Genomic DNA, 19,238 nt, shown 5'->3' with positions numbered 1-19,238 from the left:
GGCCCGGCCGCTCAGGCCACCGGCAGCGGCTGCCAGCCGTCCGGGGTCGCCACCGCGTGCACCGGCACGTCGTGGTCCTCCACGGGCAGCGGCCGCTCGGAGGCGTCGTAGAACTCCTCCGGGAACACCATGGCGACCACCTGGACGCCGGGGCGGGCCTGCTTCAGCGAGCGGTCGTACCAGCCGCCGCCCTGCCCGAGGCGGACGCCGTGGCTGTCGACGGCGAGCGCGGGGGCGATGACGACGTCGGCCTCGGCGATGGCCTGCCCGCCCAGCGTGCGGCCGCCCGGTTCCGGCGGCCGGCCGGGGGCGCGCTCGAGCAGGTCGCCCGGGCCGGTGTACTCGGCCCAGTCCCGGGCCAGCCCGGCGCCGAGCACCGGCAGCAGGACGCGGGCGCCCCGTGCGGCGAGCTGGTCCAGCAGGGCGCCCGTGCCGGGTTCGGTCGGCCGGGCGGCGTAGGTCGCCACGGTGACCGCGGCGGACACGGCCGGCACCGTGGCCAGCACCTCGGCGAAGGCCGCGGCGGCCCGCTCGCGAAGGCGCGCGGACCGGTCCTGGCGCTGGTGGCGGATCGCCCGGCGCAGCTCGTCCTTGGCGTCCCCCGTCTCCATCCCGGCGACGACCGGGTACGGCTGGGGGGCGGTCGAGGGCCTGCGGTCGCCGTGCATGCCCTCATTGTGGCAGGGTCCGGGAGTCGAGGGGCCCGGCGTGCCGGGCGTGGACGGGGGTCGGATGAGCGACACGAAGAGGTGGGCGGTGACCAAGCCGTGGCCGGTGACGCTGCGTGAGGACACGTCGTCGGGCGCTGTCGTGCTGCGCCCGTTGCGTCGGCGGGACGGGACCGCCTGGATGGAGCTGCGCCGCTCGAACGCGGACTGGCTGGACCGCTGGGAGGCGACGACGCCGGGCGAACGGCCTAGCGCGTCCTCGTTCGGCGAGTACGTCCGTGCGCTGAGCGCGCAGGCGCGGGCGGGCACGTCGTTGCCGTTCGTCGTCGACCTGGACGACGCTCTGGCCGGCCAGCTCACGGTCTCCTCGATCCAGTACGGCTCGCTGTGCTCGGGGAGCATCGGCTACTGGATCGCGCGCGAGCACGCCGGGCGGGGCGTCATCCCCACGGCGGTGGCGATGGCGACCGACTACTGCTTCCAGGTGGTCGGGCTGCACCGCGTGGAGATCAACATCCGGCCCGAGAACACCGCGAGCCTGCGGGTGGTGGAGAAGCTCGGGTTCCGGGACGAAGGGGTCCGCGAGCGGTACCTGCACATCCAGGGCGACTGGCGTGACCACCGGACGTTCGCGCTGACGACCGAGGACGTCCCGGGCGGGTTGCTCGCGCGCTGGCAGCGGGCCCGCGACGACGCCTGAGGCTCCGACGGTGTCCAGGTAGCGGACACGCCGCCCGGTGGTGCGGCCCGCTCCGGCCCGGCTCGCCTACCGTCGGGGAATGGACACGTCGCCGGCAGGACTCGCAGCCCTCGCGCTGTTCGTGCTGTGGCTCGGCTACTGGGTCCCGCTGCAGCTGCGGCGACGCACGGAGCTCGCGGCGGCCCGGGTGGACGACCGGTTCTCCGGCGGCCTGCGCATGCTGACGGTGGCGGACGGAGCAGGGAAGGGGCGACCGATGCCCACGAACCGTGCGGCGGGTCACTCGCCGCCGACCGGCAGCACGCCGCGGGTGACCGCGTCGGCCGCCGGGCCGGCGTCGGGCATGACGCCGCAGGTGCGCGCCTCGCGGCTGGCGGTGCTCGAGCGCCGCGCCGCCCGTGCACGTCGCCGGCTCACGCTGACGGTCCTGCTGACCCTGCTGACCGCCGCCGCGTGGACGGCCGTCGGCCTGGGGTACGTGCCGTGGCCCGTGGCGGCCGTGCCGTCCGGGCTGCTGCTCGTGGTGCTGGTGCTCGGCCGGCTGGCCGTGCTGACGGCGCGCCGGTCCGACGCCCGGTGGCGGTCGGAGCGTCGCGCCGAGCAGCAGCGGGCCACGCAGCGTCGCACGCTCGCGCACGGTGGTCCGTACGCCCCGCGTAACCGGGCGCGCGTCACCGGCTACGCCGTGCACCCCTCCGACACGCACACGCAGATGATCCCGCGCGTGCAGCAGGGGACCGCCGCGGCGACGGGGGAGCGGCGTGAGCCGACGACCGCGCCGTCCGACCGGGCCACCGGGCGTGCCGAGGACCGGGCCGACGACGGCGAGCCCGAACGCCGGGCGCCGGCATCGCCGTCCGAGCACTCCTCCGCGCCGTCGGACGATCACGACCGGTCCGGTCAGCATGGCGACGGCGGGTCGCCCGAGCAGGCGGCCGAGTTCGCGCCGGGCTACTCCCGGCACGTCGGTGGGGAGCCGTGGGACCCGGTCCCGGTGCCCCTGCCGACCTACGTGACCAAGCCGGAAGCCCCGCGCGCCGGGGCCGACGCCGACCCGACGACGCCCCGCACGGGCGGTACGTCGGCACCCCGGGAGGGCGGTCGGTGGACGGTCGAGGACCGGGCCGAGCCGCAGGACTCCGCGTACGCGGCGCCGAGCGGGGCGCCGGAGCCCGCGGCCGGTGACGAGCCGCGACCCCGGTCGGAGACGCTGGGGCTCCCGCTGGAGCAGATCCTGGCCCGGCGTCGCGCGGCGGGCTGAGCCCGTCCCGTGCGTGCCGCGGGAGCAGGTGCGACGCACGTCACGTCGTCGGAGCCGACCCGATTTGGCCGGAAGCGGTGGCCGGGTGCTAATCTGACTACCGCTTCACGGGGCTATGGCGCAGTTGGTAGCGCGTCTCGTTCGCAATGAGAAGGTCGGGGGTTCGAATCCCCCTAGCTCCACCCGGTACGAAGGCCCGGAACCGTTCGCGGTTCCGGGCCTTCGTCGTGTCCCGACCCTGTTCCCGCACGACGGCGTGCGCGGACGCTCGCGGGTCGTGCGTCGGCGTGCGCGGGTCCGGTCGTCGTCCTGGGGTGTGCGCCCGAGGGGTGTACCAGTGGTGCCTCGCAGCTTCTCCCGGCCCGATCTAGCGTGGACTGCGTCGCACGAACTGAAGGAGCGATCCACCATGATGCTGAACGAGAACTACACCCTGTCGAACGACGTGGCCGTCCCCCGCATGGGCCTGGGCACCTGGTTCATCGACGACGACTCGGTGGCCGAGGCCGTCCGCGCCGCCGTCGAGATCGGCTACCGCAACATCGACACCGCGCAGGCCTACGGCAACGAGCGTGGCGTCGGCGAGGGCATCCGGACCTCCGGCGTCGCCCGCGAGGACCTCTTCGTGTCGACCAAGCTGGCCGCCGAGGTCAAGTCCTACGACGAGGCGACCGCGTCGATCGACGAGTCGCTGGCGACCATGGGTCTGGACTACATCGACCTGATGCTGATCCACAGCCCGCAGCCCTGGGACGACTTCCGCGGCGGCGACTACGCCGACGGCAACCGCGAGGCCTGGCGGGCCCTCGAGGACGCCTACAAGGCCGGCAAGCTGCGCTCGATCGGCGTGTCGAACTTCGAGCAGAAGGACCTCGAGAACCTGCTGGAGGGCAGCACGGTCACGCCGCACGTGAACCAGCTGCTCGTGCACGTGGGCAACACCCCGTTCGAGCTGCTCGACTTCTGCGAGAGCCACGGCATCCTCGTCGAGGCCTACTCGCCCATCGCGCACGGCGAGATCCTCAAGGACTCGAACGTCGCGGCGATGGCGGAGAAGTACGGCGTGACGGTCCCGCAGCTGTGCATCCGCTACACGCTGCAGCTCGGCACGGTCCCCGTGCCGAAGACGGCCAACCCCGCGCACATGCGCAGCAACGCCGAGGTCGACTTCGAGATCTCGGACGAGGACATGGACACGCTGCGCGGTGTGCACTTCCGCGACTACGGCGAGAACAGCGTCTTCCCGGTCTACGCCGGCAACTGATCCGGCCGACCGGCCGGCCCGCGCGGCAGCGCGAGCCGGCCGGCAGCACGGTCCCGCAGGGGCCCCTCCGAGCTCTCGGAGGGGCCCCTGCGTGCGTTCGGGGGGCGATCCCGGCAGCAGCGCCCTGACCTGCATGTCACCGGGTGCTCGGGGGCGTTCCGTGCATACCCTGGGGGGTGTGACTTGAATACCCTGGGGGGTATGCGTCAGACTGGGGTCACCGCATCGCGGAACCGACCTCAAGGAGAGACTCCCCATGCTGCTCGAACGGATCTACGACGAAGACCTCGCCCAGGCGAGCTACTTCATCGGCTGCCAGGCCAAGGGTGAGGCCGTCGTCGTCGACGCCCGGCGCGACGTCGCCGAGTACCTCGACCTCGCCCAGCGGCACGGCATGCGCATCGTGGCCGTCACCGAGACCCACATCCACGCCGACTACCTCTCCGGGACGCGCGAGCTCGCCGCGACCACCGGCGCCGACGTCTACGTCTCCGGCGAGGGCGGCCAGGACTGGCAGTACGGCTTCGAGGCGAACCGTCTGTACCACGGCGACACCATCACGATCGGCAACATCACCATCGAGGCCCGCCACACCCCGGGGCACACCCCCGAGCACCTCGCGATGCTCGTGACGGACGGCGCGTTCAGCGACGCTCCCGGCTACGCGCTCACCGGCGACTTCGTCTTCGCCGGCGACCTGGGCCGCCCCGACCTGCTCGACGAGGCCGCCGGCGGCGTGGACACCCGTTTCGAGGGTGCCCGCCAGCTCTTCGCCTCCCTGCGCGACGAGTTCCTCACCCTGGGCGACCACGTCCAGGTCTTCCCGGCCCACGGTGCCGGCAGCGCCTGCGGCAAGGCGCTCGGTGCGCTGCCCTCCACCACGGTCGGCTACGAGCGCCTGAACGCCTGGTGGGCCCCGTACCTGCGCGACGGCGACGAGCAGGGCTTCATCGACGAGCTGCTGGACGGGCAGCCGGACGCCCACGCCTACTTCGCGCGGATGAAGCGCGAGAACAAGGACGGCCCGGCGCTGCTCGGCCCCCTGTCCCCGCTCGGCCGGATGGCGAACGACGACCTGGCCCGCCGCCTCGAGGCGGACGAGGTGATCTTCGTCGACACCCGCGACCAGCACGCCGTGCACGCCGGGACCGTGGCCCGCAGCCTGAACGTCCCCGGGATCGCCAAGGCGGCCAGCTACGGCGCCTGGGTCTACGACCCGGAGACGGAGAACCGGCCGCTGATCCTGCTGGCCGAGGACCAGGCGTACGCCGAGGAGATGCGTGACCACCTGGTCCGTGTCGGCATCGACACCGTGGCCGGGTTCACCCCCGAGCTCGACGGACTGCCGCTGACGAAGCCCGCCGTCGTCTCCCCGGCCGACCTGGACTCCGTCGACGCGGCGATGCTGCTCGACGTCCGCAACAAGACCGAGCACGCCGACGGCCACATCCCGGGCTCGACGCAGCTCAGCGGCGGCCGCGTGCTGTGGAACCTCGACCAGCTGCCCGACGACGGCACCATCGTCACGTACTGCCAGTCCGGCGTGCGCAACGCGGTGGCCGCCAGCGCCCTGCGCCGTGCCGGCTACGACGTCGTCGAGCTCGACGGCAGCTACGCCGGCTGGACCGCCTGGACCCGGTCCCGGCCCGTCGCCGTCCCCGCGTGACCGCCCGCCCCACCCGCCCGACGAAAGGCACCCCCTCACCCATGGCCCACACCGCCACCGTCACGACCATCGAGCCCGGCGAGCTGAAGCAGCGCCTGGCCGACGACGAGCTGACGATCATCGACGTCCGCACGCCCGCCGAGTTCGAGTCCGTCCACATCCGCGGCTCGTACAACGTGCCCCTGCCGCTGCTGTCCGAGCACACCCACGACCTCGCCGACCGGCTCGGAGGCCGCGTCGTGCTGGTGTGCCAGTCCGGCGTCCGCGCGGGGCAGGCGCAGGACCGGCTGTCGTCCGTCGGCGTCTCCAGCGCCGAGGTGCTCGCCGGCGGGATCTCCGCCTTCGAGTCCGCGGGCGGGACCGTCGTGCGCGGCGCGCAGCGCTGGGCCATGGACCGGCAGGTCCGGATGGTCGCCGGCTCGCTCGTGCTCGCCGGGTTCGTCGGCAGCAAGGTGATCCACCCGCGCGTGGGGATCCTCGCCGGGGCGATCGGCGCCGGGCTGACCTACTCGGCCCTGTCCAACTCGTGCGCCATGGCGGCGGCGCTGTCCAGGATGCCGTGGAACCGCACGGAGGTCAGCCCGACCTACGAGAACACCATCCGGTCCATCCCGGTGGCGCCGCAGGCCGTCACGGCGCAGGCCGCCTGAGCGGCGGGGGGCGACCGTGGACATCACGACGATCGCGGTGCTGCTGCTCGCGGTGGTGGTGGGCATCTCCCTCGGCCTGCTGGGCGGGGGAGGGTCCATCCTCACCGTGCCGCTGCTCACGTACGTGGCCGGCTTCGCACCCAAGGAGGCGATCGCGGCCTCGCTGCTGGTGGTCGGCGTGACGTCGGTGACGAGCATGCTGGCCCACGCCCGCCGCGGCAACGTGCAGTGGCGGACGGGGCTGGTCTTCGGGGCGGCCGGCATGGCCGGCGCCTTCGCGGGCGGTCTCGTCGGCGGGCACATCCCCGGCACGATCCTCATGATCGCCTTCGCGGCCATGATGATCGCGACGGCGGCCGCCATGATCCGCGGTCGCCGCGGCGGCCGGACGGCCGCGCACGACGGCACGCTGAAGGTGGGCCGGACCGTCCTGGACGGGCTGGTCGTGGGCCTCGTGACCGGCCTGGTGGGTGCCGGGGGAGGCTTCCTGGTCGTCCCCGCGCTCGTCCTGCTCGGCGGTCTGCCGATGTCGGTGGCGGTGGGTACGTCCCTGCTGGTCATCGGGATGAAGTCGTTCGCCGGCCTGGCGGGCTACCTCACCTCGGTGTCCCTGGACTGGGGACTCGTCGCCGCGGTCACGGCGGCGGCCGTCGTCGGGTCCCTCATCGGGGCCCGGCTGACGACCCGCGTCCCCGAGGCGGCGCTGCGCCGCGGGTTCGGCTGGTTCGTCCTGGTCATGGGCGTGGTCGTCCTGGTGCAGGAGCTGCCGGGCGTCGGCGGCCTCGTGGTCGCCGTCGTCGCCGCCCTGGTGGCGGTCGCCGCCGTCACCTGCCGTCTGGTCGGCGCGGCCTGCCCGCTGCGGGGGCGCCTCGCCGCCCGCTGACGACGACGCCGTCCCGGACCCGCCCCGGGACGGCGCCCCCGGCACGCCCCGGGGCGGACGTATCCTGACGTCCGCCCCGGGGCGTGCGTCGTCCCGCGGCTCCCCGTCGACCAGGAGCGAACCCCCGATGAGAAATGCCGACCCCGAGACCCAGCGCCGCATCCTCAACCGGCTCAAGCGTGCCCGCGGGCAGCTCGACGGCGTCATCTCCGCCGTCGAGTCCGGCGGCAGCTGCCGCGACGTGGTCACCCAGCTCTCGGCCGTGTCCACGGCCCTCGACCGGGCCGGGTACGTCATCGTCTCCACGGCGATGCGGGAGTGCCTGACGGACCCGGACGGCACCGCGGAGGCGGAGGACGGGCTCACCGCCGAGGAGCTCGAGAAGCTCTTCCTCACGCTGGCCTGACAGCCGGGACGGGCCGGTGCGATCGGTGCTCCGGTCCGTCCCGACATCGCTCGGCGTCCGTCCGGTGAACGAGGTGAACGTTGCCGGAACACTCGGCGACGGCGTCCGAATGGTCCGACATGTCGGGTCGGTCCACCGCGATACTCACCACCGTGCATGACGAGATCTCCGAGGTTGCCCGACACCGACAGGTCCGGGGCGGTGCCCGGCTGGCCGGCACCGTCGCCGACCTCGCCCGCCCCATCACCGTGGTCGGGTCCTCGATGCCCGTCGGGCAGCTCGAGGTCATGTTCCGCAGTCCCGAGGTGACGTGCGTCGCCGTGCAGGACGACGAGGGCGGGGCCCGCACCGGCATGGTGATGCGTGCCGGGCTGACCGCCGCGCTGACGGGACGCCTGGGCTACGGCCGTGCTGTGCTGGAGCGCAAGCCCGTCTCGTCCGTCACGGACTGGGCGCCCATGACGGTCTCGCCGGACGACGCCGTCTCCACCGTCGCCACTCGCGCCATGGAGCGCACCGAGGCGCACCGCTACGACGACGTCCTGGTGGCCGGGAGCCACTGGGGCACGGCCGCGACGGCCGACCTCATGCGGGCCCTCGTGGCCGCGCTGGCGGAGCGGACGACGCAGGACCCGCACACGCGTCTGCCCACCCGCGCGACGACCTACCACTCGTTGTCGCGGCGCTGCGGGCTCGTGCGCGGATCGGCGACGCGGGCCGTCCTGGTGCTCCTCGACGTGCGCGGGATGTCCGCTCTCAACGCCCGGCACGGACTGGAGACCGGGGACGTCGTGCTCGTCGAGATCGCCCACCGGCTGCGCACCGGGCTGCCGCGCGGGTGCGAGCCCGGCCGGGTCGGCGGGGACCGGTTCGCCGTGCTGGCCACCCTGCCGGCCATGGACGACATCCATGCCGCGGCCTCCGCGGACCAGCTCCGGCGGCACGTCCTGGGGCGGTTGGCCGAGCCCTCGGGCGGCCTGGACGAGCTGGTCTGGCCCGACCTGCGCTCGTCGGTGGTGTGGTCCGTCGCCGGAGCGGCGTCGCCCGACGAGCTCGTCGCCGAGGCCGAGGCGCGGCTCGCCCGGGACGCCGGGGCGCCCCTCGAGGTGGCCACGACGACGTCGGCGACGGGCCCGGCCCCCGCCGAGTCGTCGCCTGCCGCCCCGGTGCCCGGGGTGCCGCCGACGTCGGCCGCCTCGGCGGCGTCCCCCGCGCTGCCGCGACGCGGCGGCCGGGGTGGGGTGGCGAACCTGCCGGCCCGCCGGCTCGACTGAGACGGTCGGTCGGGCGCTGTCGACCCGACCGCCCTGGATGGGCCAAGATGTCGGGGTGCCTGCACGGAACGTCCCATTCGTCCTGTCGACCCTGCTCGTCGTCCTCCTCGTCGGAGGCTGCGGAGACCAGGGAGGTCCGCAGCCGACCCATGGCCCGGCGGTGCACCCGGTCGTCCGTGCACCGGCGTCCACCGTGCTGCTCGGGTCGCCGGACCCGGCCGAGCTGGCGCTGACGGCGAGCCAGCAGGTCTTCGAGCGCACGCCCGTCGCCGTGCTGGCGGGGACCACCGTCGAGCTGCCGGACGGGGTCGTGCGAGCCCTGCACGCAGCGGCGGCCGAGAGCCTGGGGGCGCCGGCGCTGCTCGTCGGCGGCGGGGTGTCGCCCGGGGGGATCGGGGACGAGCTCGAGCGCCTGGGCGCGCGCGTCGCCGTCGTCGTCCGAGCCGCCGGTTTGCCGGACGAGCAGGCCTCGGACCCCGCCGCGGGTGCCGTGGAGGCCGCGGCCGCGGCGGGCGTCGCCGTCGTCGATCTCGAGGCTCCGGCCCCGCTGCCCGGCAGCGACCCGGACGTCGACCTGTTGCCCGAGGACGACGCACGGCGGCTGCAGGACCGCGTCGACGTCGCCCTGGGCGCGGGAGCCTCGTCGCCGTCGTCGGCGCCCTCGCACCTGCGTGAGGTCCTGGCGCTGACCGACCCGCGACCCGGGCAGGAGGCGGCGATCGCGACGCTGCGGGCCGCGGGTGCGGTCGACCTCGAGGTGCCGGGCGGGGACATCGCGGGCGCTCCGGAGGTCGTCGAGCACGTGGACACCGCGCAGGCGCTGGCCGTGATCGGCGTCGGGCCGAGCTTCGGCAGCGCCGAGGAGCTCGCGTGGCGCGTGGCCGCCGCCGAGCGCGGCGACCTGCTGCCCACGGGTACCCAGCAGCTGGTGCCGGCGCGGTACGTCACGGTGACCGGCGGTCGGCGCGACGACCCCGCCGTCGTGGTCGAGCGGGCACGGGCCGCGGCCGACTCCTACGACGGGCTCGCCGGCGGGCCGGTGGTGCCCACGGTCGTCGTGCAGGCCAGCGCCGCGGCCGGGCACCCGGGCGAGGACGGCGACTGGGTCGCCGAGGAGCCGCCGGCCGAGCTGGGGCCGCTGGTGCGGGCGGCCCGCGAGGCCGGGCAGTACGTGCTGCTGGACGTCGGGGCCGGGATGTCGACCCTGCGGGAGGAGGTCGAGGCGCTGGAGGACCTGCTCGCGCAGCCCGGGGTGGGGGTGGCGCTGCACCCGGAGGACCGGCGGTCGGACGGGGAGATGCCCCCGGGGCAGGTGTCGGCGGCCGAGGTGCGGGACGTGATCACCTATATTGAAGGGGTGGTAACTAATCACGGTCTGCCCCCGACGATGGTGGTCCTGCACCAGACGCGACCGGAGTCCGTCGTCGACCGTGACCAGCTCGGCCGGACGGCCGCCCGGACCGACGCCGTCGAGCTCGTGCTCGTCGCCGACCGGACCGGCGGACTGACCACGACCGAGTGGGTGTGGGGGCGAGTGACCGACGAACTGCCCGACGGAGTGCACGCCGGCTGGGCGGGGCCGGAACCGGAGTACTACCGGTCCACCGACCTCGTGCCGACGGACCCCGCGCCGTTGCTCGTGACCGGGTCCTGACCGGCCGGGCCTGACAGGAGACTCATGCTGCCCCTCATCCCGTGGCCCACCGAGGTCACCGCGACCGACGCCCCCGCCGTCGTCGTGCCCGCGGTCCGCGTCGACGCGCCGGACCCGGCCCTCGCCCGGCTCGTCGCCGCGCAGGTCGAGGCCGCCGGCGTCCCGGTGTCCGACGACGTCACCGACGCTCGTGCCGTGACGGTCACGCTGCGCCTCGACCCCGCCGCCGGGCCCGCGGGCGCGGAGACCGACGAGCGGTACACCTTGCGGGTGGCCGACGGCGAGATCCTCGCCACCGCCGCGGCACCCGTCGGGCTGCTGCACGCCGCCCGTACGCTGCGCCAGCTCGTGGTGCCCGGCACCGATGGCGCCGCGGCCGCCGTGCCGGCCGTCGTCGTGCACGACGCGCCCCGCTACGCCTGGCGCGGCCTGAGCCTCGACGTCGTGCGGCACTGGTTCGGTCCCGAGGACCTGCGGGCCGTGGTCGACCTGGCCGCGTCGTTCAAGCTGCGCGTGCTGCACCTGCACCTGACCGACGACCAGGGCTGGCGCATCGAGATCCCGTCCCGTCCCGAGCTGGAGAAGGCGTCCGACAACCAGGTCGGCGGCGGCTCGGCCGGCTATCTCACCGTCGAGGACTACACGGCGCTGCAGGACTACGCCGCGCAGCGGTACGTCACGATCGTGCCCGAGTTCGACATGCCCGGGCACGTCAACGCCGCCACCCACGTCTACGGCGCGCTGACGTCCGACGGCGTCGCCACCGACGCCTACGACGGCATCGAGGTCGGGTTCTCGCGGCTCTGGTTCGACAACCCGGCCACCGAGCCGTTCCTGCGCGACGTCATCGGCGACCTGGCCCGCACGACCCGCGGGCCGTGGGTGCACGTCGGGGGTGACGAGGTGCTGACGATGGAGCGCGAGGAGTTCGCGCGGTTCGTCGAGCTGGCCCAGCGGATCGTGCGCGAGCACGGCAAGACGCCGATCTTCTGGCAGGAAGGCTCACGCGGGCCCGTCGAGCCGGGCACGCTACTGCAGTACTGGGAGCCCAAGGGCGAGGAGTTCGACCGGTTCGTCGCCGCGGCCGACGCCGGCGCGCGGTTCATCATGTCGCCCGGCAACCACGCCTACCTCGACATGAAGTACACCCCTGAGCACCCGCTGGGGCTGGAGTGGGCCGGCCACGTCGAGCTGCGCGACTCCTACGACTGGGAGCCGACCATCGTGATCGACGGCCTGCCGACGTCCTCGGTCGAGGGTGTCTCCGCCGCGATCTGGACCGAGACCCTCACGACGCGTGACGAGCTGTTCTCGATGCTGCTGCCGCGGCTCGGGGCCGTCGCCGAGGTGGCCTGGACGGCGGCCGAGCGCAAGGACTGGGAGTCCTTCGCCGCCCGCACCGCCGCGTCGGCACCCGCCTGGCGCGCCAGCGGCTGGGCGTTCCACCCCACGCCGCAGGTCGCCTGGCCGGAGTGAGCTGACAGGAGCCGAGGGACGCCGACGACGCACGGCCCCGTGGACGGCCGTCCACCCCGAAGTGGAGGGCGCGCAGCGCCCGTGAACGCGGTCGTCCACGGGGCCGCGCGTCCTCGGCCGGGTCTCAGATCCAGTTCTGGAAGCGGATGACCTCGCGCCAGTAGTCGTACGGCACCGCCATCGCCGACCAGAACGGGTAGAACGCCGCCGACACCAGCGCGACGAGCACCACGACGACGGCGATCACCGCGGCGGTGCCGCCCTTGCCCTGGCGCCATCGCGTGCGTTCCAGCGCCACGACCATGGGGTAGACCAGCGTCATGATGACGAACGGCGTGAACGCGATCGTGTAGAAGGTGAAGATCGTGCGGTCCGTGTACAGGAACCAGGGCAGCCAGCCGGCGGCCGTGCCGGAGACGACGGCCAGCGCCCGCCAGTCCCGCAGCCAGATCCCGAGGAGCACGGTGACGACCAGGGCGATCGCCGCCAGGTACCACAGCAGCGGGTTGCCCAGGGCCGTGACGGCGACGGCGCAGCCGCCCTCGGTGTCCGCGGGGCAGGCGCCGTCGCCGGCATCCAGGCGCTCCCAGAAGAACGACGTCGGCCGCCACTGCACCATCCAGCCGAGCGGGCCCGCCGCGTAGGCGTGCTCCGCCTCGAGGCCGGTGTGGAACTGGTACACCTGCTGGTGGTAGTGCCACAGGCTGGCCAGCCAGTCGGGCAGCCAGGACACCGCCTGCTCCGGGTTCTGCGACGCCCAGTCCCGGTAGTAGCCCTCCGACCCCGCGATCCAGCGCCACCACGAGGCGACGTAGGTGAGCAGCGCGACCGGGACGATCTGCAGGAACGCCGGCACGCCGTCGGCCAGCACGGCGTCCTCGAACCAGCGGCCGATCCCGGCGCGGCGCCGCGCGGTGACGTCCCACAGCACGGTGAGCAGGCCGAACGCGGCGACGAACCAGAGCGCCGACCACTTGACGCCGCACGCCAGGCCCAGGGAGACGCCCGCGGCGAGACGCCACCACCGCATCCCGAGCCGGGGCCCGTACTTGTCCACGGTGCCACCCGCGTCCAGGACGGCCGCGACCCGCGTGGCGAGCCGTCGTCGTGCCCACTCCCGGTCCAGGAGCAGGCAGCCGAACGCGACCAGCACCCAGAACATGAGGAACTGGTCCAGCAGCGCGGTGCGCGAGTGCACGATCGCCTGCCCGTCGATCGCCAGCAGGAAGCCGGCGACCAGCCCCATCGTCGTGGAGGCGAACAGCCGTCGCGCGATCCGGACCAGCAGCAGGACGGCGAGGATGCCGACGACGGCGGAGGCCAGCCGCCACGCGAACGGGTTCGTCGCGCCGCCCCCGGCCTCCATGCCGAGCCACATCATCCACTTGCCCACCGGGGGATGGACGACGTACGCCGCCTGGTCCAGGTAGGTGTCGACGTCGCCGGCCTCGAAGGCGGGGTTCGGGTCCTCGGGCCACTGGCGCTCGGCGCCGGTGCTGCCGAGCGTGTACGCGTCCTTGACGTAGTACGTCTCGTCGAAGACCAGCGACCCGGGGCGGCCGAGCTCCCACAGCCGGGCCACGGCGGCGATCAGGGTGACGACGGCGGCGCCGACCCACCCGAGCGTGCGGGCCTGCCACGTCGCCCCCAGCGCCAGGCGCCGTTCGCCCAGCAGGCGCACCAGCAGCGACCGCTCGGTGCCGACCCCCTCGTCCGGCGCGGTGTCCGACGGCGAGTCGTGCGAGCCGTCGTCGTCCCGCGCGGGTGGACGCTCGGCGGTCGCCGTCGCGGTGCCGCCCGCCGCGACCGGGACCGGCGCGCTCTCCAGGGCGCCCGGCGTCGGGCCGGTCCCGGGGTGCGCGGTCGGCGTGGTCCCGGTGGTCGGTCGTGGGTCCGGGGCGTCGGCCGGCGACGCCGTCGGGGCGCCCTCCGCCGGGGCCGCGTCGTTGCTCGCGGGACCCGTGCCGACCGTCGGGGTCGACCCGGTCAGCGCGCGGATCGCCCCGGTCACCACGGGGATGCCGCGGGTGTTCGTGCGGCGCTCGTGACCGTGGATCTCGCGGCGGGACGGGTACTGCCGACTCGGCGGTGCGGTGTCGACCTCGGACTGCTCTCCGGTGTCGGGGGCGTCGGGATCGTGGGCGCTCACCTCGGTCACTCTAGGGGGTCGACGGGGCCGCGTGGGACAGTTGTCCCCATGAGTCGTGTCCCCGAGGCCGGGTCCGTCGTGCTGGCCGCCACCCCGATCGGCAACGTCGAGGACGCCTCTCCACGACTCCTGCGCCTGCTCGCCGACGCCGACGTCGTGGCGGCCGAGGACACCCGCCGGCTGCACGCGCTCGCGTCCCGGCTCGGCGTGGAGGTCGGCGGGCGGATCGTGTCGTACCACGAGCACAACGAGCGCGACCGGGCGGACGACCTGCTCGACGTCGTCGACGGCGGCGGCACGGTTCTCGTCGTCACCGACGCCGGGATGCCGGCGGTGTCCGACCCCGGGTTCCGGCTCGTCGCCCGTGCTGTCGAGCGCGGGCTGCCCGTGACCTCGGCGCCCGGCGCCTCCGCCGTCCTGACCGCGCTGGCGCTGTCCGGTCTGCCGACCGACCGCTTCACCTTCGACGGGTTCGTGCCCCGCAAGGCCGGGGACCGGTCGCGGTGGCTCGGTGGCCTCGCCGACGAGCCCCGCACCATGGTGTTCTTCGAGGCGCCGCACCGGATCGTCGACACCCTGGCCGCCATGGCCGAGGCGTTCGGTCCCGAACGGCCCGCCGCCGTCTGCCGCGAGCTGACGAAGGTGTACGAGGAGGTCCTGCGCGGGTCGCTCGGGGAGCTGGCGGCGCTCGCGGGCGAGCGGGCAGAGACCGGCCAGGCGCTGCGCGGCGAGATCTGCGTCGTCGTCGGCGGGGCACCGGCACCGGAGGCGCCGAGCGTCGAGGCGCTCGTGCCGCAGGTCGCCGCCCGCGTCGAGGCGGGCGAGCGGCTCAAGGTGGTCGCGGGGGAGGTCGCGGCGGCGTCGGGTGTGTCGAAGCGCGAGCTGTACGAGGCGGTGCTGGCCGCGCGCCAGGCCCCCTCCGCGAGGTAGGCAACCCCTCGGCGAGGTAGGCAACTCTTCCGCGAGGTAGGCAACCCCTCGGCGAGGTAGGCGACTCTGCCGTGAGGTAGGCCGGCGTCAGTCGCGCTCGACCCAGCGGTCGATCGCCCACACGACCGCCAGCGCCAGACCCACGTCCACCCCGTCGGCGACGTCGAGCGTGTACGCGTCTCGGATGGTCACCCACTTCTGGGTGATCTGGACGACGTGCCGTCCACCGACCGTGACCGCGTAGTCCTTCTCGATGAACGACCCCTCCAGACTCCACGGCTCACCGCCGGGAACCTGCATGGACATGCGGTCCTTGACGGGGGAGAACATCTTGGCGCGCAGCGCGGCGATCTCCGTGCCGTCGGCGTCGGCGATCGTCATCTGCTTCGGGATCCCGAACATCTTGCCGGTGACCGTGTAGACGACCTCGCCGTCCCGGTCCTTGACGTCCGCCTTGGGGCGCATGCCGACCTTGCCGTCCACGAACCACGACTGGTCGCCCGTGTCCGGGTGGAGGACGGCGAAGTCGCGGCCCATGCCGAACGTGCTCTTGAGGACGTACCGGGACCAGCCGGCGGGGGGCGGGGGGAGCGGCATCGGGACCTCCGGGTCGACCTGCCTGCAACGTAGCGCGGGGCGCGGGCCGCTGCACGGGGACCGTCCGCGGTCGCCCCGCGAGGGGAGTTGCCTACCTCGCGGGGCAGTTGCCTACCTCACCGAGAACTTGCCTACCTCGCCGAGGGGTTGCCTACCTCGCCGGAGGGTTGCCTACCTCGCGGAGGTCGCCAGCTCGACGCCGGCCCGGGTCAGCTCGCGGTGGGCCTGCTCGCCCTGCTCCGCCGAGACGGGGGCGGTGAGGTCCGTCAGCACCCGGGTCTCGAACCCGTGCCGCTCGGCGTCCAGCGCCGTGAACTTCACGCAGTGCGACTCGGCGAGGCCGACCACGTCCACGGCGCGGACGTCGGCCTCGCGCAAGACCTGGTCGAGCGATCGCCCGACGGCGTCGGCCCCGTCGAACCCGGAGTACCCGTGGTCGTACTGGCCCTTGGTGACCGCCACGTCGGCGTCCAGGTCGGCCAGGGCCGGGTGGAGCCGGGCGTTCGGGGACTCGGCCACGCCGTGCACCGGCCAGGAGTTGACGAAGTCCGGGTCGTCGCTGAAGTGCTCGCCCGGGTCGATGTGCCAGTCCTGGGTCGTGACGACCAGGCCGTAGCGCTCGCGGTGGGCGGCGACGTAGTCGGCCACGTCCTGCGCGACGCGGTGGCCCCCCTCCACGGGGAGCTCGCCACCCTCGCAGAACGTCGGTTGGACGTCGACGACGAGGAGTGCTCGCGTACTCATGTCTCCACTGTGCCACCATCCGCCCCCCGCATGTCGAGATCGATCTCGGCGGGAGGGAGCGCGGGTGAGACGCCCCGGCGTCCCGGTAGCCCGGACCAGTAGGATTCGGGCCATGACCCACATCCTCTCGGCCGTGGCATGGCCTTATGCCAACGGCCCGCGGCACATCGGCCACGTCGCCGGCTTCGGCGTTCCCTCCGACGTCTTCAGCCGTCACATGCGGATGGCGGGTCACGACGTGCTGATGGTCTCGGGCACCGACGAGCACGGCACGCCCATCCTGGTCCAGGCCGAGCAGGAGGGCGTGACGCCCCAGGAGCTCGCCGACCGCTACAACCGCGTGATCGTCGAGGACCTCACCTCCCTGGGCCTCAGCTACGACCTGTTCACCCGCACCACGACGCGCAACCACTACGCCGTCGTGCAAGAGATGTTCCGCACCGTCCACCAGAACGGCTACATGGTGGAGAAGTCGACGATGGGCGCCATCTCGCCGTCGACCGGTCGCACGCTGCCGGACCGCTTCATCGAGGGCACCTGCCCGATCTGCTCCTACGACGGCGCGCGCGGCGACCAGTGCGACAACTGCGGCAACCAGCTCGACCCGATCGACCTGAAGAACCCGCGCAGCCGCATCAACGGCGAGACGCCGAAGTTCGTCGAGTCGAACCACTTCTTCCTCGACCTGCCGGCCTTCGTCGACGCGCTCGCCTCCTGGCTCGAGACGCGCACCGGCTGGCGCCAGAACGTGCTGAACTTCAGCCGCAACCTGCTCGACGACGTCCGCCCGCGCGCCATGACGCGCGACATCGACTGGGGCATCCCGGTGCCCCTGGACGGCTGGTCCGAGAACCCGAACAAGCGCCTGTACGTCTGGTTCGACGCCGTGATCGGCTACCTGTCCAGCTCCATCGAGTGGGCCCGCCGCCGCGGCACCCCCGAGGCCTGGCGAGACTGGTGGACCAACCCTGATGCCCGCTCGTTCTACTTCATGGGCAAGGACAACATCACCTTCCACTCCCAGATCTGGCCGGCCGAGCTGCTGGCCTACGACGGCGGCGGCGCGCACGGCGGGCAGCCCGGCCCGTACGGGTCGCTCCAGCTCCCGACGGAGGTCGTCTCCAGCGAGTTCCTCAACGTCGAGGGTCAGAAGTTCTCCTCCTCGCGTGGCGTGGTCATCTACGTGCGCGACATGCTGGCCCGCTACCAGCCGGACGCGTTCCGCTACTACGTGGCCGCGGCCGGGCCGGAGAACCAGGACGTGGACTTCACGTGGGACAGCTTCCTGCGGCGCACCAACGACGAGCTCGTCGCCGGCTGGGGCAACCTGGTCAACCGCACGGCCTCGATGGTGCACAAGAACTTCGGCGAGATCCCCACCGCGGGCGAGCAGGCCGACGTCGACCGCGAGGTGCTCGCGACCACCGGCGAGGCGTTCGGCAAGATCGGCTCGCTCATCGAGTCCAACCGGCAGCGGGCCGCGGTCGCCGAGGCGATGCGGGTGGTCGGCGAGGTCAACCGGTACGTCTCCGAGACCCAGCCGTGGAAGCTCAAGACCGACCCGGACCGGCTCGCCACCGTGCTGCACACCACCACCCAGGCGGTCAGCGACTGCAACACGCTGCTCGCCCCGTTCCTGCCGCACTCGGCCCAGTCGGTGCACGAGGTGCTCGGCGGGACCGGCGAGTTCGCGCCGCAGCCGGTGATCGAGGAGGTCACCGACCTCGACGACGACTCGCGCCACTACCCGGTCATCACCGGCAACCGCGACGGCGGCTACGAGTTCCCGTCGTGGGAGTCGCGGCCGGTGACCCCCGGCACCCCGATCGCCAAGCCGACACCGGTGTTCACCAAGCTCGACGACTCGATCGTCGAGGAGGAGCTGGAACGCCTGCGCGAGAAGGCCTGATGGGACGCTCGAAGCGCGAGCGGGGATTCCCTCCGGACCCGGAGGCCCTGCCGGTCCCGGTCGTGGACAACCACACCCACCTGGACGCCATCGCCGACGTGCTCGACGAGCGGGCGCTGCGCGGCGCCCCGGTCCCGACCGTCGCCGACCACCTCGACCGGGCCGCCGCCGTCGGGGTGGACCGGTTGGTCCAGGTGGGCTGCGAGCTGCCGTCGATCGCGTGGACCGACGCCCTGCTGCGCGACCCCGCGAACGACGGGCGCCTCCTGGGCGCCGTGGCGATCCACCCGAACGAGGCGGTGCTGCACGCGGGCGTCCGCGAGGTGGGGCCGGACGGGCTGGAGCCGTCGCCGCAGGCGCACCACGCGACCTCGCTCGACGACGCGATCGCCCGGGTGGCCGACGTCGCCCGGGACAACCCGCGCGTCCGGGCGATCGGCGAGACGGGGATGGACCTGTTCCGCACCGGCCCGCAGGGTGAGGTCGCCCAGCGCGAGTCCTTCCGGGCGCACGTGGCGCTGGCCAAGGAGCTCGGGCTGGCGCTGCAGATCCACGACCGCGACGCGCACGAGCAGGTGATCGAGGTCCTGCTCGCCGACGGCGCACCGGAGCGCACGGTCTTCCACTGCTACTCGGGCGACGAGCAGATGGCGGCACTGGCGGCCGAGCACGGCTGGTACCTGTCGTTCGCCGGGCCGGTCACCTACCCGAAGAACGACCACCTGCGCGGCGCGCTGCGCACCGTGCCGCTCGAGCTGGTCCTGGTCGAGACCGACGCCCCCTACCTGCCCCCGCATCCCTACCGGGGCCGGCCCAACGCGCCCTACGTCGCCGGGCACACCGTCCGGGCGATGGCGGAGGTGCTCGAGCTCCCGCTGACGGACCTGTGCACCGCGGTGTCGACGACCTCCGAGACGGTCTACGGAACGTGGTGACGGCTTCCGCGGTGCGGGGACACTCCACTACTCTGCGGTGGCAGTGACGACGACCAGGGCGAACCGACGGGC

Annotated in this window: 17 protein-coding genes and 1 tRNA gene; 14 read left to right on the top strand and 4 right to left on the bottom strand. The window is 73.7% G+C overall.

Features of this window, described 5'->3' with window-relative positions:
* Window positions 1–11: 11 nt before the first annotated feature.
* Window positions 12–668: a 5-formyltetrahydrofolate cyclo-ligase gene (locus PO879_RS12985; RefSeq protein WP_278235298.1), complete on the bottom strand. Its 657-nt coding sequence runs from the start codon at window positions 666–668 to the stop codon at window positions 12–14.
* 64 nt (window positions 669–732) lie between these two features.
* On the opposite strand from PO879_RS12985, the gene PO879_RS12980 reads away from it, so the two are divergent.
* The 11 genes from PO879_RS12980 (at window position 733) to PO879_RS12930 (ending at window position 11,902) form a co-directional block, all read left to right on the top strand.
* Window positions 733–1,368, top strand: a complete 636-nt coding sequence (locus PO879_RS12980; protein WP_278235297.1) for a GNAT family protein — start codon at window positions 733–735, stop codon at window positions 1,366–1,368.
* 79 nt (window positions 1,369–1,447) lie between these two features.
* Window positions 1,448–2,629 (top strand): hypothetical protein, encoded by a 1,182-nt coding sequence (locus PO879_RS12975; protein WP_278235296.1) that lies wholly within the window; start codon window positions 1,448–1,450, stop codon window positions 2,627–2,629.
* A 109-nt stretch (window positions 2,630–2,738) separates the two neighbouring features.
* Window positions 2,739–2,811, top strand: a tRNA-Ala gene (locus PO879_RS12970).
* 227 nt (window positions 2,812–3,038) lie between these two features.
* On the top strand, window positions 3,039–3,893 hold the full coding sequence (locus tag PO879_RS12965; protein ID WP_278235295.1) for an aldo/keto reductase: 855 nt from the start codon (window positions 3,039–3,041) through the stop codon (window positions 3,891–3,893).
* Window positions 3,894–4,149: 256 nt separating this feature from the next.
* Window positions 4,150–5,559 (top strand): MBL fold metallo-hydrolase, encoded by a 1,410-nt coding sequence (locus PO879_RS12960; RefSeq protein WP_278235294.1) that lies wholly within the window; start codon window positions 4,150–4,152, stop codon window positions 5,557–5,559.
* A 41-nt stretch (window positions 5,560–5,600) separates the two neighbouring features.
* The gene (locus PO879_RS12955) at window positions 5,601–6,209 is read left to right on the top strand and encodes a rhodanese-like domain-containing protein (protein ID WP_278235293.1); all 609 of its coding nucleotides are present in this window, start codon (window positions 5,601–5,603) and stop codon (window positions 6,207–6,209) included.
* 16 nt (window positions 6,210–6,225) lie between these two features.
* Window positions 6,226–7,092, top strand: a complete 867-nt coding sequence (locus PO879_RS12950) for a sulfite exporter TauE/SafE family protein (protein ID WP_278235292.1) — start codon at window positions 6,226–6,228, stop codon at window positions 7,090–7,092.
* A gap of 127 nt (window positions 7,093–7,219) precedes the next feature.
* Window positions 7,220–7,498 (top strand): metal-sensitive transcriptional regulator, encoded by a 279-nt coding sequence (locus PO879_RS12945; RefSeq protein WP_278235291.1) that lies wholly within the window; start codon window positions 7,220–7,222, stop codon window positions 7,496–7,498.
* Between the two features lie 152 nt (window positions 7,499–7,650).
* Window positions 7,651–8,772 carry a GGDEF domain-containing protein gene (locus PO879_RS12940; RefSeq protein ID WP_278235290.1) on the top strand — a complete coding sequence of 374 codons (1,122 nt, stop codon included), beginning with the start codon at window positions 7,651–7,653 and terminating at the stop codon, window positions 8,770–8,772.
* Between the two features lie 160 nt (window positions 8,773–8,932).
* Window positions 8,933–10,426, top strand: a complete 1,494-nt coding sequence (locus PO879_RS12935; protein WP_278235289.1) for a hypothetical protein — start codon at window positions 8,933–8,935, stop codon at window positions 10,424–10,426.
* Window positions 10,427–10,450: 24 nt separating this feature from the next.
* Window positions 10,451–11,902: a family 20 glycosylhydrolase gene (locus PO879_RS12930; RefSeq protein ID WP_278235288.1), complete on the top strand. Its 1,452-nt coding sequence runs from the start codon at window positions 10,451–10,453 to the stop codon at window positions 11,900–11,902.
* 124 nt (window positions 11,903–12,026) lie between these two features.
* Here the strand turns inward: PO879_RS12930 and PO879_RS12925 are convergent, their stop codons facing one another.
* On the bottom strand, window positions 12,027–14,051 hold the full coding sequence (locus PO879_RS12925; protein ID WP_278235287.1) for a phospholipid carrier-dependent glycosyltransferase: 2,025 nt from the start codon (window positions 14,049–14,051) through the stop codon (window positions 12,027–12,029).
* A 48-nt stretch (window positions 14,052–14,099) separates the two neighbouring features.
* On the opposite strand from PO879_RS12925, the gene rsmI reads away from it, so the two are divergent.
* Complete coding sequence (rsmI, locus tag PO879_RS12920; protein ID WP_278235286.1) at window positions 14,100–14,981, top strand: 16S rRNA (cytidine(1402)-2'-O)-methyltransferase; 882 nt, start codon at window positions 14,100–14,102, stop codon at window positions 14,979–14,981.
* Between the two features lie 87 nt (window positions 14,982–15,068).
* On the opposite strand, the gene PO879_RS12915 is transcribed toward rsmI, so the two are convergent.
* Together PO879_RS12915 and PO879_RS12910 are read right to left on the bottom strand one after the other, a co-directional pair.
* Window positions 15,069–15,578 (bottom strand): LURP-one-related family protein, encoded by a 510-nt coding sequence (locus tag PO879_RS12915; RefSeq protein ID WP_278235285.1) that lies wholly within the window; start codon window positions 15,576–15,578, stop codon window positions 15,069–15,071.
* A gap of 171 nt (window positions 15,579–15,749) precedes the next feature.
* Window positions 15,750–16,322: an isochorismatase family protein gene (locus tag PO879_RS12910; RefSeq protein WP_278235284.1), complete on the bottom strand. Its 573-nt coding sequence runs from the start codon at window positions 16,320–16,322 to the stop codon at window positions 15,750–15,752.
* A gap of 112 nt (window positions 16,323–16,434) precedes the next feature.
* On the opposite strand from PO879_RS12910, the gene metG reads away from it, so the two are divergent.
* Both metG and PO879_RS12900 read left to right on the top strand, forming a co-directional pair.
* On the top strand, window positions 16,435–18,231 hold the full coding sequence (gene metG / locus PO879_RS12905) for a methionine--tRNA ligase (protein WP_278235283.1): 1,797 nt from the start codon (window positions 16,435–16,437) through the stop codon (window positions 18,229–18,231).
* Window positions 18,231–19,166 carry a TatD family hydrolase gene (locus PO879_RS12900; RefSeq protein WP_278235282.1) on the top strand — a complete coding sequence of 312 codons (936 nt, stop codon included), beginning with the start codon at window positions 18,231–18,233 and terminating at the stop codon, window positions 19,164–19,166. Before metG ends, PO879_RS12900 begins: the two co-directional genes overlap by 1 nt.
* The last annotated feature ends 72 nt before the right edge of the window (window positions 19,167–19,238 follow it).

Origin of the sequence: Isoptericola sp. AK164, assembly GCF_029643425.1 — a bacterium.
Lineage (GTDB): Bacteria > Actinomycetota > Actinomycetes > Actinomycetales > Cellulomonadaceae > Isoptericola > Isoptericola haloaureus.
The sequence above is the reverse complement of the archived record's forward strand: the minus strand, read 5'-3'. Positions and strand labels throughout refer to the sequence as shown.